This window comes from Vibrio sp. 704 (assembly GCF_033339295.1).
In genome coordinates this window covers 150194-164214 of sequence record NZ_JAWOUH010000004.1, presented here as the reverse complement: position 1 = coordinate 164214, position 14021 = coordinate 150194, and the positions used below count along the sequence as shown (strand labels likewise).

Here is a 14021-nt window from a genome sequence, read left to right as displayed (position 1 = left end):
TTTGCTAGGAAATACGTAAAAGCTAATGCAATGCACAAACTCATTGACTGCTAAGGAATATATATGAAGGATTTCATCAATACATCACTGATAAAGTTTGGTTTAGCTGCGTTTCTGATTAGTTTTTCTTCATTCAGCTTTTCCGCCCCGATTATTAAAGGCGTCGATCAAGATATGTCCGGAGGAACGGTGACCGCTGAAATGGCTCATGCTGATGACAATGGGTGGATGGTTGTCCACCGAACAGACGAATCAATGAAGCCTGGTCCTGTTATCGGCTACGCTCCGTTAAAAATGGGAAAGAATGAAAACGTAAATGCAATTTTGATGGAACCAGTAGAATCAGGCGATATGCTGATGTTAATGGTCCACGGAGAGAAAGGTGGCATGAAGACTGGTGTGTTTGAGTATACGCTCGGCGCTAAAGAGGACGGTCCTGTAAAAGTGGACGGAAAGCTAGTGATGGACATCGTACGCGCTAAGTAAGGTGGCGATGAATGAAAAAGTAAACTTCCTACTCCCGGTATTTAGATGACACAAAAGTACTTAACGGCATTGCTAACCGTTAAGTACTTTTTCATTTGCGATGGAAGCAGCAAACTAGCCAATCCTTTCTCTTCCATGAGGAGTATTTAGGTCTAAATCAGGCCCTTTAGGTACAACTTGCGTCGGATTAATCCCAGTGTGGCTGAAGTAGTAGTGGCGTTTAATGTGATAGAAATCCGTCGTGTCTTCGACGCCTTCAACTTGATACAACTCTTTTAAGTAGCCTTGTATATTTTCGTAGTCTGCGATGCGCTGCTTGTTACACTTGAAATGCCCCACATACACCGCATCAAAACGAATAAGAGTCGTAAACAAACGCCAATCCGCCTCAGTAATTGTGTTCCCTGCTAAGTAACGATGCGTCGCTAGGTGAGCATCGATTTTATCTAACGCATTAAACAAAGAATCAAACGCTTCTTCATACGCCTCTTGCGTAGTCGCGAAGCCACAACGATACACTCCGTTGTTGACATTCGGATAAACAAAATAGTTCCACTCATCAATAACGTGTTTTAGATGTTCTGGATAGTAGTCGTCGTGATTCCCTGTTAACGCATTGAACTCCGAGTTAAACATACGAATGATCTCTGACGACTCGTTTGACACAATAGTATTGGTCTTTTTATCCCAAAGTACAGGCACGGTTACGCGGCCCGTGTAATCGGGTTTGGCCTGCGTGTAAATTTGATACATGCGCGTGTGACCAAACAATGGCTCAGGAAGCCCCATTTGCCAACCTTGGCTGAGCATATCAGGGCAAACGACCGTGACATCAATATGTGGTTCTAAACCTTTCAGCTTGCGGAAAATGAGGGTTCGATGTGCCCACGGACAAGCAAGAGAGACATACAAATGGTATCGACCGGACTCTGGTGTAAACTCCGCATCAGGGTCGTTTTTAACCCAGTTACGGAATCCGGCATCTTCGCGCACAAATTTGCCACCATTTGATTTTGTGTCATACCAGACATCTTGCCAAACACCTTCAACCAACTTACCCATGATTGCTCTCCTCTTGTTCTGTTTGTGTCTATATTAGCGTTTCCTATCAAACAGAGAATCATCGAACTTAGGACATCATGTTCAAGAAATTCGAATGTATAAATCAGACACATAAAAAAAGCGCGACCCGATGAAGGTGTCGCGCTTAAGCCCGTCACAGGCTGAATTTATACACTAACGTGTAAACAAGATACCGCGTGAACGTCATTACCTAAAATGGTTGGCTTTGTCTTCGCACACTCTTCGGTTGCTTGTGGGCAACGAGTGCGGAATACACAACCCGACGGTGGGTTGATAGGTGAAGGAAGATCACCTTCTAGCATTTGGATTTTCTTATTGCGCTCAATATCCGGGTCCGGGATCGGAACCGCAGACATCAGCGCACGCGTATATGGGTGCTTAGGATCAGCAAACAGAGCCTCGGCCTCGCCAAGTTCCACGGCATTACCTAAATACATAACTAAAACGCGATCTGAAATGTGTTTAACGACAGACAAGTCATGCGCAATGAATACCAGAGAAAGCCCTAACTCTTTTTGAATCTCTTTAAGTAGGTTAACCACCTGAGCTTGAATAGATACATCAAGCGCCGATACTGGCTCGTCACAAATGATCATCTTAGGCTTAAGGATAAGCGCACGCGCTATCCCGATACGCTGACACTGACCACCCGAGAACTCGTGTGGGTAACGGTTAATCACGTTAGGTAATAGGCCAACTTTCGCCATCATCTCTTTAACGCGATCTTTCACTTCCTGCTTAGACAGTTCTGGATAGAATGTCTCAAGAGGTTCAGCAATGATATCACCAACAGTCATACGCGGATTCAGCGATGCCAATGGGTCTTGGAAAATCATCTGAATTTCTTTACGCGTCTCACGGCGCTGAACGCTTTTCATTTTAGTAAGGTCTTGACCCAACCAAACTACTTGGCCGTCAGTAGCTTCAACCAGACCAATGATGGCACGAGCAAACGTCGATTTACCACAACCTGATTCACCTACTACACCAAGCGTTTCCCCTTCGTATAGTCGAACGTTCACGCCATCTACCGCTTTCAGGCTCGAAGGCTTTGACCACGGCCATGCCGACTTTGAGGCAATGCTGAAGTGAACTTTCAGCTCAGAAATGTCCAGAATTAGTTTTTTGTCTACTGCGTTCATTTGTTCCAAGCCTCCCATTCAGAAAAACATGCACGCTGACGACCATCACCAAATGGTGTCAGAATTGGCGCCTCGCGCTTACAACGATCCATCACACGGTGACAGCGCTCTTGATAAGGGCAGCCCGGCGGTAGACGAAGCAAGTTTGGTGGATTACCAGGAATGGTCGGCAGAATTTCACCCTCAGTATCGAGGCGAGGAATCGCCTTCAGCAGCCCCTCCGCATAAGGATGGCTTGGATTGTAGAAAATTTCGTTTACGTTGCCGTACTCCATAGTACGGCCTGCATACATCACCAGCACCTTGTCACACGAACCTGCAACTACACCAAGGTCGTGCGTGATCATGATGATCGCTGTGTTGAACTCAGATTTCAGCTCATTCAACAAGTCCATGATCTGTGCTTGTACCGTCACATCAAGTGCTGTTGTTGGCTCATCGGCAATAAGCAGTTTAGGACGACATAACAACGCCATCGCGATCATTACACGCTGACGCATACCGCCTGAAAACTCATGCGGGTACATCGTGATACGCTTACGCGCTTCAGGGATTTTTACCGCTTCCAGCATGCGTACTGATTCTTCAAATGCTTCCGCTTTGCCCATGCCTTTGTGCAGCATAAGCACTTCCATCAACTGATCACTCACTTTCATGTAAGGGTTCAGTGATGTCATTGGGTCTTGGAAGATCATTGCGATCTGTTCCGCACGCACTTTGTTCAGTTCTTTTTCTGGTAAGTTTAGGATTTCTTTGCCTTCAAACTTTGCGCTACCAGAAATAATACCGTTCTTAGCCAAAAGGCCCATGATTGCGAATACGGTTTGAGATTTACCTGATCCCGACTCTCCAACGATACCTAAGGTTTCGCCTTGGTTGAGAGAGAAGTTCAAATCGTTTACTGCGGTTACGATACCATCTTGCGTGGTGAATTCGACGCGCAGATCTTTGACATCTAATAAGCTCATCATTGCTTCCTTAATCTTATCTTTTAATTATCTGTCTTTTGGATCCAGCGCATCGCGCAGGCCGTCACCAACGTAGTTGAAGCAGAATAGCGTCACAACCATGAACACTGCTGGGAATGCCAGCTGCCAGATTGCTACTTCCATTGTCTGTGCACCTTCTTGTAGAAGAGCGCCCCAACTTGTCATTGGTTCCTGAACACCAAGACCAAGGAATGATAGGAATGATTCCGTTAGAATCATACTTGGGATAAGCAGCGTAGAGTATACCGCTACAATACCCAGTACGTTCGGTACGATATGACGAGTAATGATTTTCCAGTTGCTTACACCACACACATGTGCCGCTTCGATAAACTCCTTGCTACGTAGACTAAGAGTCTGACCACGTACGATACGCGCCATATCTAGCCATGCGATAGCACCAATCGCAACGAAGATCAGCATGATGTTACGACCGAAGAATGTTACCAGTACAATCACCAGGAACATAAACGGTACCGCGTATAAAATTTCTAGAATACGCATCATTACGCGGTCAACTTTACCGCCGATGAAACCAGATGCTGCGCCGTAGAGCGTACCAATCAGTACCGCTACAAATGCACCCATAACACCTACCATCAACGAAATACGACCTCCAATTAGCGTACGCACGTATAAATCACGGCCTAAGCTGTCAGTACCAAACCAATGGTCAGCATTCGGTGCAACGTGCATCGCGTACCAGTCAGTATCATCAAATGTGTACGGTGCGATCATTGGCAGGATAATAACCGCCAACGTCATTAGAACAAGAAGGAATAAGCTCACCATCGCCGCTTTGTTGCGCATGAAACGGATACGAGCATCTTGCCAAAGACTGCGACCTTCAATCTCCAAGTTTTCGGAGAATTTCTCAATCGCTTCTAGGTTTTCTTTTTTCGTTAACATAACCAAACGTCCCTGTTAGTAGCGAATTTTCGGGTCAATCATTGCAAGTAAAATATCTACAATCGCGTTGAATAGAATGAATAGGAAACCAATCAGAATGGTTACACCCATTACTAGCGAGTAGTCACGGTTAAACGCAGCGTTAACGAATAGTTTACCAATACCAGGCAGACCAAAAATGGTTTCGATAACAACGGAACCGGTGATGATACCTACGAAAGCTGGACCCATGTAAGAAACAACAGGGAGAAGTGCCGGCTTAAGAGCGTGTTTGATAATGATATAACGGTAACTTAAACCTTTAGCACGTGCCGTACGAATAAAGTTACTGTTTAGGGTTTCGATCATCGAACCACGCGTAATACGAGCAAAGGTAGCAACATACAGTAGCGACATACCAATAACAGGAAGCACTAAATACTGCCAGCTACCATCTTGCCAACCGCCCGCAGGGAAGATATTCCAGTGAAGCGAGAATATGTAGATAAGCGCAGGCGCTAATACAAAGGATGGCATTACCACACCAAGCATCGCAGTCGACATAATGGTGTAATCAATCCAAGTATTTTGCTTGAGCGCAGCAATGGTACCGACGGTAACCCCCATTATCAAAGTAAAGATAAAGGCGATGAAGCCCACTTTAGCCGAAACAGGTAAGGCAACCGCGATCAGCTCGTTTACTGAGTAATCAAGGTATTTAAATGACGGTCCGAAATCACCTTGGATAACATTGGTCAAATACGTGGTGTATTGTTCAAATACAGGTTTATCCAAGCCATATTTAGCTTCGATATTTGCCATTACTTCGGGTGGCAATGGACGCTCTGTCGAGAAAGGGTTTCCCGGTGCAAAGCGCATAAGAAAGAAAGATACGGTGATCAAAACCAACATTGTTGGGATCGCCTCAAATATCCTTTTTGCGATGAATTTAAGCATAAACTCACTCTTTCAGTCTGTGACAGTTAAATTAAAGAAGTCGTCCAATTCTTTTGGACTAAAGATAGGCGCTACATGCAATTTCTCACATGTAGGGCCTCATTTTTATAGTTCTATCGAGTTACGAATTACTCTGTGATGTAGAGATCTTTAGAGTAAATCTTGTCTTCCGCGTTATTTACTGGGAAGCCACCAACTTTCGGTGATAGTAGACGTGATTTCACGTACTGGTAGATAGGTGCGATTGGCATATCTTTTGCCATCAACTTCTCTGCTTCTAGGTAAAGCGCTTGGCGCTCTTCGTCAGAAGTTGAAGCAAATGCTTTGTTCATGATCGCATCGTACTCTTTGCTGTCGTAGTGAATACCACCAGTAGTGTTATTACTCATCATCAGCGTTAGGAAAGATGAAGCTTCGTTGTAGTCGCCACACCAACCTGCACGAGCAACCTCAAAGTTGCCAGAATCTTTGGTAGATAGGTAAGTTTTCCACTCTTGGTTTTCTAGCGTAACGTCTAGACCAAGTGTCTTCTTCCACATTGAACCCAGTGCAACCGCAAGTTTCTTGTGGTTCTCTGATGTATTGTATAGAAGGTTAAATTCAAGAGGGTTGTCTGCGCCGTAACCCGCTTCTTCCAATAGACGCGCAGCTTCTGCGTTACGCTCTTCTTGCGTCATTTTGCCGTATGCAGGAATTTCTGGGTTGAAACCTGCCGTAATTTCAGGTGTTAGGAAGTAAGCTGGCTTTTGACCTTGACCTAAAATCGCATCGGTCACAATGTTACGGTCAATCGCATAAGAAATCGCTTTACGCACACGAACATCATCAAACGGCTTTTTCTTCGTATTGAAGATGTAGTAGTAAGTACATAAGTTACCGGTTACAGACACTTCTTGTGGGTGCTCTTTCTTCAGACGCTTGAAGTGCTCTGTAGGCAGCTCATTCGTGAAGTCGATTTCACCCGCTAGGAAGCGGTTCATTTCCGCTACTTGGTTCTCGATTGGTAGGAAAGTAACTTGGTCAAGCGTCGTGTTTTCGTTGTCCCAGTACTGTTCGTTACGTTTTAGAACCAAACGCTCGTTTACAACCCAGTTGTCAACAACATAAGCACCGTTACCTACAAAGTTCTCTGGCTTCGTCCATTGATCGCCGAACTTTTCAACAGTTGCTTGATGAACAGGTTTCACTGTCGTGTGGCCCATCATCATTACAAAATATGGTACTGCAGTATCTAACTCAACCACTAACGTGTGATCGTCAACCGCTTTAACACCTAACTCGCTCTTATCTTTTTTACCCGCAACAATGTCTTTTGCGTTCTTCATCTTGGTGTATTCCATGTACCAAGCATATGGAGAGGCGGTTGCTGGATCGACTGCGCGTTGGAAGCTGTAAACGAAGTCACCTGCAGTGACAGGATCACCGTTTGACCATTTTGCGTCTTCACGTAAGTGGAAAGTGTATGTTTTGTTGTCTTCAGTTTCCCAAGATTCTGCAACACCAGGGATAGTGTTACCGTCCGCATCTTGGTTTACAAGGCCTTCAAGAAGATCGCGAATCACGTGGGATTCTGGAACACCTTGAGATTTATGAGGGTCTATTGTCGCAACTTCTGTACCGTTACCACGCACCAATTCTTGAACAGCAGCAAGTTTTGGCTCTTTAGAATCAGATTTAGCTTCAGGGGCTGGAGCCGGAGCAGGCTCAGCAGCTTGTTTCTCCGCAGGCTTTTCACCACAACCGGCTAGAGCGAGAGAAAGACCAGCACCAATAAATAAAGCGCGCGTGATTTTATTCTTATACATGCGTAAAACTCCAAATTTTTTCGTTAGCATCCATGACTTCTTTGTAAGGGCCTGGAACGGTCAGAGTTTTAGATTTTTTTAGTGCACTTTCTGAGCACAAAAGTCTAAAACCTTACAAAGACTGCGGCACACATTAGCAATCATTGAAGTAATTTGCCATAAAAATGTAGCAAAAAAACCAATAATGCTGACCAAACCACACATATCTAGCAGTAAACTCTAACTCCAAAGCATTCACCAGCCAAATAAAGACCAGAAGCGACATTTAACAGGCGAAACTTTCGATTAATCTGAGTTTAAACCATTTACTAGCATCTTATGCTAGATATTTACACATCATTTAACATTTATGACAAATCAAGTCTAACAAATAATTGTTTATATATTGGGCAAAAAACTTTTATTGTGAAGAATATCACCAGACAAAAGATAGGAAATATTGAAACAAAGTGAGCAATACAATGAAGATAAATACAAAAAAAGCTAAGTGCCATTAGCACTTAGCTTTTTTCACTAGAATGCGGGTTAGTTCTATTTTTCCCAACGCTGTGCAGCTTGATGATCGGTGTCGCGCGACTCAATCCAACGATCTTCATTCGTCGTACGCTCTTTTTTCCAAAATGGTGCTTGGGTCTTCAGATAATCCATGATGAACTCGCACGCATCAAATGCCGCGCCGCGGTGCGCACTGGAAACGCCCACAAATACAATTTGATCACCGCTATCCATGTCTCCGACACGATGAATCACGCGTACACCTAATAGTGGCCAGCGAGACTCTGCTTGATCGCAAATGTCGCTCAAGCTCTTCTCTGTCATCCCCGGATAGTGCTCTAGATGTAAACCAATGACATTATCCCCAAGGTTCATATCTCGAACTTTACCAACGAATGTAACGACAGCGCCGGCAGCCGTCCCTTCAGATAGACGTTGATATTCCTGCTCAACCGAAAAGTCTTCAATTTGTACAGATACACGAGAATCCATCTTAACCCCCAGTTACCGGCGGGAAAAACGCAACTTCGTCACCTGCTTTTACTTGTGTATCCAGAGGGACGATGGATTGGTTCACTGCAGCAAGTAGCTTTCCTGGCTCGAGCGCTAAATCCCACTTGCCATCTTTCTTAGTGCCTTCTTCCACTAGATGTGCACGAATGGATTCCACCGTTTCAAACGGCCCGTCTAACTCGACACTGTCGATGCCAATCAGCTCTCGAGTTTGAGCAAAGAAGAGTACTTTAATCATGATTCCACCTTAAAGTGACCAGATTTACCACCCGTTTTCTCTAGTAGACGAACTTGACCAATGACCATGTCTTTTTGTACTGCTTTACACATATCGTAAATCGTTAGAGCAGCAACGGAAGCTGCCGTGAGCGCTTCCATTTCCACACCAGTTTTACCCGCAAGTTTACATACTGATTCGATGCGAACTTTGTTTTCTGCTTCGATAGCTTCCAGTTGAACTTCAACTTTAGAGAGTAGTAGCGGATGACAAAGTGGAATCAAATCCCAGGTTTTCTTCGCAGCTTGAATACCAGCAATACGAGCCGTCGCAAATACATCACCTTTGTGGTGCTGGCCAGAGACAATCAGTTGAAGTGTTTCTGGGGCCATGTGAACAAATGCTTCAGCACGAGCTTCACGAACCGTCTCCGTTTTTGCTGACACGTCAACCATGTTTGCTTCGCCAGAAGCATTGATATGTGTAAATTGGGTCATTGTTTTTCCTTCGCTTTTAGGAAAGGTTATACAGATAGGTGTGGCATGAAGTTACAAGGGCGATGACTTGCATCCAACTGCTGTTTAATAATTTTTGTCCAGCCTGTGCGGCACGCACCAGTTGAACCTGGCATTGCGAAGATCACGGTGTGGTTAGCAAAACCAGCAATCGCACGAGACTGAATCGTAGACGTACCGATCTCTTCGTACGACACCATACGGAACAACTCACCAAAACCTTCAACTTCTTTATCAAATAGAGGCTTAAGTGCTTCTGGCGTGCTATCACGTGAGGTGAAACCTGTACCGCCAGTAATCATGATCGCTTGTACGCTTTCATCAGCAATCCATTGAGAAACAATCGCGCGGATCTTGTACATGTCATCAATAACAATTTGCTTGTCTACTACGTTGTGACCCGCTTCTTGAGCATGCTCAGCTAGGTAACGACCAGAGGTATCGTTTTCTTCAGTACGAGTGTCAGATACCGTTAGAACGGCAATATTTGCAGGTTGGAATTTGCTTTCAGCGTGACCCATTTGTTCACCTATTCTCTTAATTAGCTTTGATACGCTTGGTATCGATTCGGAAAAAGTTAGAGCCAGCTTATCAGTGAACTCGCTCTAAAAATTGAATGAAGTTAGCCGCCGATAGACGCGAGGTGTGGCGTCATACCAGTATTGCCATCATGCAAGAAATGGCTTACCGACTTGGTTTGTAACTGCGCCTGGATACGTTCAATAAGCTCACTCTCTTGCTCATCACGTTCCAAAAGATCACGCAATTCTACACCGTGGTCTCCAAACAGACATAGGTGCAGCTTACCCATCGCAGAAACGCGCAGTCGGTTGCAGCTTTCACAAAAGTCTTTTTCATAAGGCATGATAAGACCTATTTCACCCTTGTAATCAGGATGAACAAATACTTGCGCAGGACCATCATTATGCGAGCGCACTTTCAGCAACCAACCATTTGCAATTAGCTGGTTACGAATTGCCACTCCGGATACATGGTGCTTATTAAATAGCTCATCCATCTCACCCGTTTGCATCAACTCAATGAAACGCAGTTGGATTGGACGATCTTTTATCCAGTTAAGAAACGCTGGCAGCTCGTGATGGTTCAGATCTTTCATCAACACCACATTAACTTTTACTTGCTCATAACCGACCTCGAACGCACGTTCGATACCATTCATGACTTCAGTAAACTTATTTTCACCTGTGATTTGATGAAACATACGCGGGTCAAGGCTATCCACACTGACATTAATGTGGGTTAAACCCGCTTCACGCCAATCTGCGACTTGTTTTGCCATGCGATAGCCATTGGTTGTCGTTGCAACTTTTTGAATGCCAGGCGTCGCCGCTACTGAATGGATAATGTCGGTAAAATCTTTGCGTAAGCTAGGCTCACCACCAGTGATGCGCACTTTTGACGTGCCACAATCAGCGAATGCTTTTACGACCCGTTTGATTTCAGGGAGAGATAAAAAAGACGAGTTTTTATTGCCCGAAGGCTTATAGCCATCAGGAAGGCAATAGGTACATTTGAAATTACATACGTCGGTCACAGACAGACGCAAGTAATAAAACTTACGATGAAATTTGTCTTCGAATTGTTGCGCCACGGAACACCTTTCCAAACACGGGAGGCATGGCCATTTCCAATCATGCCCTTGTGACAGTATGCCACTGGCTCAAAACGCTTATCCAAGGACTTAGCAATAGTGAGCTCGGAGTTATGGCAACCAGAGATATGAAATCTCTGATAGCTTTGCGGTGTAAAATACTTAATATTTGTAATGGAATCCAGACTTGAGTGATAAAAAACTCTCTAGAGACACAATTTACCGCTAAGTGAGTACCTTTAAGACACTCCTTAAGATAAATTGTAGCCGTTTTTTATTAGATTATTAGAAGAACATAATGAATATCTACACAGATAAAAAAGTGGTCGCTGTTGGCGGTGGTCATGGCTTAGGTCGAATGCTGGCCGCATTACGAGATTTTGGCAGCAATGCAACTGGGATTGTTGCCACGACTGACAATGGTGGTTCAACAGGAAGAATTCGTCACTGCCAAGGAGGAATCGCTTGGGGAGACACACGTAACTGTATTAATCAGCTCATTACAGAGCCTTCGATCAGTTCTATGATGTTTGAATATCGCTTCAAAGGCACTGGCGAACTTGATGGTCATAATCTTGGTAACTTGATGCTTACTGCACTCGATAACTTATCGGTCAGACCTTTAGATGCCATTAATCTGATTCGCAATATGTTAAAAGTCGACGTTAACATCCTTCCTATGTCCGAACACCCTTCGGATCTTTCCGCGTTATCCGTAGATGGGAAGTGGGTTACGGGAGAAACAAATGTCGACGAAATGAAAGCAGACTTGCGACGTTTGGATCTTTCACCAGAAGTGCCTGCTACCAAAGAAGCCATCACAGCTTTGGCGGAAGCTGACGCGATTATTCTTGGCCCTGGCAGTTTTTTAACTAGTATCATGCCTCCTTTATTGCTGCCTGAACTCGGCAAAGCGATTGCAGCAAACACAAAAGCAAAAGTCATTTTTGTTGCTAACCTGAGTCCAGAATACGGCCCAGCGGGACGAATGACGATGGCTCAAAAATTAGAATGGTGTGAACGTGCCTGTCAAGGAAGAAAAATAGACGTGGTTCTAGCAGAGAAAACCGAGCAAGACGTCTTAAGTCAATGGAATGTAGTGACGGAGTCACTCGCCTCCTCTAACCGAGACTGGCGTCACGATAGAAACAAGCTCAAACTAGCGATTGAAAATCAGCTACAACTTTCTATTTAAGAGCACGTTACCTGGCTAGCGCCCTCTTTTAAGGTGTTTATTGATAATGAAAACCCTTCTGTCATCGAAGGGTTTTAGTTCAGGCATCCAGTAAAAACAGATGTTTACTAAGAAAAAATTGTTAATAGAAAAAATAGCTACTGTCGCCAAGAGCGATAAGCATCTCGAGTTTCGTGCAAAAGATCGAACATAGCCTCTAACTCCTCAGACTCCGCAGTCAACTCACCGGCTTTCGCTTTTTTGTCTATGGACATAGCCAGTTCACAAAGGCGATCTGCCCCAAAGCTCGCAGCACTACTTTTCAACGCGTGGCTGATTTCTTTTGAGTAAGCTAATCGCTCTGCCCCCTGCAGTTGGGATAAGTTCTCGATATAGGTATCCATTTCTCCTAGGAAGATATCGAACAGTACAGGTACGTTGTCACTGCCAATTTCCATCGACAGTTCATCTATTTTTTGCTGATTTAATACATTTACACTCATACTTTTTGCCGCTCTTCCTTGCCGTTCCATGCCTGTAACTTGCGGTAAATCGTCGACGGACTGACATCAAGATATCCCGCCGCTCGAGGAATATTGCCATCACATGCTTCAATCGCTTGCTCGATTGCCATTTTTTCCGTCATCCATAATGGCATAATCTCAGATGCGGTCATCGCTTTCGGCTCAATTAATTTAGCCACAGACGACGGACGGTCAAGCGGTTGATTCAACGGTGGCGGTAACATGTCCAACGTAATCTCTTTACCGTTGTTTAGAACAACGATGTTGCGTAGCACGTTTTGTAACTGACGAACGTTACCCGGCCACTCATAGCTGTTGAATCGCTCGATGACATCAGGCGCAAAACGTATGAAGCTTTTTCCTTCTTCGTGTGACATGTAACCTAGCAGTGAGTATGCAATTTCAATAACATCTTCGCCTCGTTCGCGTAAAGGCGGTAAATGCAAAGGAATGACATACAAACGATAGTACAAATCTTCACGGAATCGACCTTCTTGTACCTCTTTCCAGGGATCACGGTTAGTGGCACAAACAAAGCGCACATCCACGCTCTTCATTTTTGAGGAACCCACTTTTTGGAATGTGCCCGTTTGAATAAATCGTAGCAACTTGGTTTGTAAATCCAAGTCCATCTCACAAAGCTCATCTAGAAAAAGTGTGCCGCCATCCGCTAACTCAGCTGCCCCTTGACGATCATTCGCAGCGCCAGTAAAGGCCCCTTTTACGTGACCAAACAGTTCACTCTCAATCAAATCTTTTGGAATTGCAGCACAGTTAATTGCAATAAAAGGTTTGTCACCACGTTTACTTGCTGCGTGAATAGCCTCGGCACATACCTCTTTACCAGTACCACTTTCACCTGTGATAAAAATACTCGCTTTACTGCTCGCCGCTGAATCTATCGTACGGTAAACCTGCTGCATGGTTTGGCTACTGCCGATAAACCCCTGATAGCTCTGATTGCCTGGATTATCGGCTTCATTTTTTAGCTTGGTCGCTTTACGAATTGCATTGTTAACCGTGACACGTAAACGGTCCGCTTCACACGGTTTAATTAGAAAGTCTTGTGAGCCATGACGCATGGCCTCGACAGCGGTATCGATAGAACCGTGAGCGGTCATAAAAATTATAGGTACGTCGGGATGACTCTTTTTAACGGCATGTAAAACGTCCATCCCCGTCATATCTGGCAGACGGAGATCGAGTAAAATAAGATCTGGAATTCGATGATTTAGGCTCTCAATGGCATCCCTACCTGTGCCGACAATATTGATATCTATGCCAAGCGGTGTCAGGTATGAGCGGTACAGAGCCGCAACAGATGCGGTGTCCTCGACCATTAAAAGGTAACGAGACTTTGGGCCTTCGGGTTTTTGTTGCATAACCTAGCTATTATTTTGTTGTGTTTTAAACAATAATCGCATTACGCTTTGCATTTTGCAAATAACATTAGCTAAATTATGGGCAAAGGAAAAAATTCAAAAATAATATCAATTATTTAAAAAGTGGCACAAACCATGCTGTAACGATAGTGACCCCTCGGGTCACCTAGCCAACTGACGTTGTTAGTGAACGATATGTTCACAAAACAAGCCAATAGACCCGACTGCCTATTGGCTTC

General features: G+C 44.4%; 15 protein-coding genes and 1 riboswitch. Of the genes, 2 read left to right on the top strand and 13 right to left on the bottom strand.

Going from position 1 to position 14021, the window contains the following annotated elements; all coding sequences use genetic code 11:
• Positions 1-63: 63 nt before the first annotated feature.
• Positions 64-486 (top strand): hypothetical protein, encoded by a 423-nt coding sequence (locus tag R7R24_RS08970; protein ID WP_054577640.1) that lies wholly within the window; start codon positions 64-66, stop codon positions 484-486.
• Positions 487-600: 114 nt separating this feature from the next.
• On the opposite strand, the gene R7R24_RS08965 is transcribed toward R7R24_RS08970, so the two are convergent.
• The 11 genes from R7R24_RS08965 to moaA form a co-directional block, all read right to left on the bottom strand.
• Positions 601-1548 carry a glutathione S-transferase family protein gene (locus R7R24_RS08965; protein WP_054577639.1) on the bottom strand — a complete coding sequence of 316 codons (948 nt, stop codon included), beginning with the start codon at positions 1546-1548 and terminating at the stop codon, positions 601-603.
• Positions 1549-1715: 167 nt separating this feature from the next.
• Positions 1716-2729: a murein tripeptide/oligopeptide ABC transporter ATP binding protein OppF gene (gene oppF / locus R7R24_RS08960; protein ID WP_005387265.1), complete on the bottom strand. Its 1014-nt coding sequence runs from the start codon at positions 2727-2729 to the stop codon at positions 1716-1718.
• Positions 2708-3679: an ABC transporter ATP-binding protein gene (locus tag R7R24_RS08955; protein WP_005380792.1), complete on the bottom strand. Its 972-nt coding sequence runs from the start codon at positions 3677-3679 to the stop codon at positions 2708-2710. The genes oppF and R7R24_RS08955 overlap by 22 nt, the downstream gene beginning before the upstream one ends.
• Before the next feature lie 27 nt (positions 3680-3706).
• Positions 3707-4609 (bottom strand): oligopeptide ABC transporter permease OppC, encoded by a 903-nt coding sequence (oppC, locus tag R7R24_RS08950; protein ID WP_017633861.1) that lies wholly within the window; start codon positions 4607-4609, stop codon positions 3707-3709.
• 15 nt (positions 4610-4624) lie between these two features.
• Complete coding sequence (gene oppB, locus R7R24_RS08945) at positions 4625-5545, bottom strand: oligopeptide ABC transporter permease OppB (protein WP_005380786.1); 921 nt, start codon at positions 5543-5545, stop codon at positions 4625-4627.
• A 128-nt stretch (positions 5546-5673) separates the two neighbouring features.
• The gene (locus tag R7R24_RS08940) at positions 5674-7350 is read right to left on the bottom strand and encodes an ABC transporter substrate-binding protein (protein ID WP_017633862.1); all 1677 of its coding nucleotides are present in this window, start codon (positions 7348-7350) and stop codon (positions 5674-5676) included.
• Between the two features lie 531 nt (positions 7351-7881).
• Positions 7882-8337, bottom strand: coding sequence for a molybdopterin synthase catalytic subunit MoaE (gene moaE, locus R7R24_RS08935; protein WP_005380781.1), 456 nt, complete (start codon positions 8335-8337; stop codon positions 7882-7884).
• Position 8338: 1 nt separating this feature from the next.
• The gene (gene moaD, locus R7R24_RS08930; RefSeq protein ID WP_005388938.1) at positions 8339-8596 is read right to left on the bottom strand and encodes a molybdopterin synthase sulfur carrier subunit; all 258 of its coding nucleotides are present in this window, start codon (positions 8594-8596) and stop codon (positions 8339-8341) included.
• Positions 8593-9072 carry a cyclic pyranopterin monophosphate synthase MoaC gene (gene moaC, locus R7R24_RS08925; protein WP_005380779.1) on the bottom strand — a complete coding sequence of 160 codons (480 nt, stop codon included), beginning with the start codon at positions 9070-9072 and terminating at the stop codon, positions 8593-8595. Before moaC ends, moaD begins: the two co-directional genes overlap by 4 nt.
• Before the next feature lie 26 nt (positions 9073-9098).
• A complete protein-coding gene (gene moaB / locus R7R24_RS08920; RefSeq protein ID WP_005388935.1) occupies positions 9099-9611 on the bottom strand; it encodes a molybdenum cofactor biosynthesis protein B in 513 nt (170 codons plus the stop codon).
• A gap of 101 nt (positions 9612-9712) precedes the next feature.
• Positions 9713-10702 carry a GTP 3',8-cyclase MoaA gene (gene moaA / locus R7R24_RS08915; protein WP_017636052.1) on the bottom strand — a complete coding sequence of 330 codons (990 nt, stop codon included), beginning with the start codon at positions 10700-10702 and terminating at the stop codon, positions 9713-9715.
• Positions 10691-10825, bottom strand: a riboswitch (molybdenum cofactor riboswitch). (Overlaps the previous gene by 12 nt.)
• 175 nt (positions 10826-11000) lie before the next feature.
• On the opposite strand from moaA, the gene R7R24_RS08910 reads away from it, so the two are divergent.
• Positions 11001-11897, top strand: coding sequence for a YvcK family protein (locus R7R24_RS08910; RefSeq protein WP_005388931.1), 897 nt, complete (start codon positions 11001-11003; stop codon positions 11895-11897).
• Positions 11898-12034: 137 nt separating this feature from the next.
• Here R7R24_RS08910 and luxU read toward each other — a convergent pair whose 3' ends face one another.
• Both luxU and luxO read right to left on the bottom strand, forming a co-directional pair.
• On the bottom strand, positions 12035-12379 hold the full coding sequence (luxU, locus tag R7R24_RS08905) for a quorum-sensing phosphorelay protein LuxU (RefSeq protein ID WP_017636054.1): 345 nt from the start codon (positions 12377-12379) through the stop codon (positions 12035-12037).
• The gene (gene luxO / locus R7R24_RS08900) at positions 12376-13782 is read right to left on the bottom strand and encodes a quorum-sensing sigma-54 dependent transcriptional regulator LuxO (RefSeq protein WP_005380768.1); all 1407 of its coding nucleotides are present in this window, start codon (positions 13780-13782) and stop codon (positions 12376-12378) included. Before luxO ends, luxU begins: the two co-directional genes overlap by 4 nt.
• Between the last annotated feature and the right edge of the window lie 239 nt (positions 13783-14021).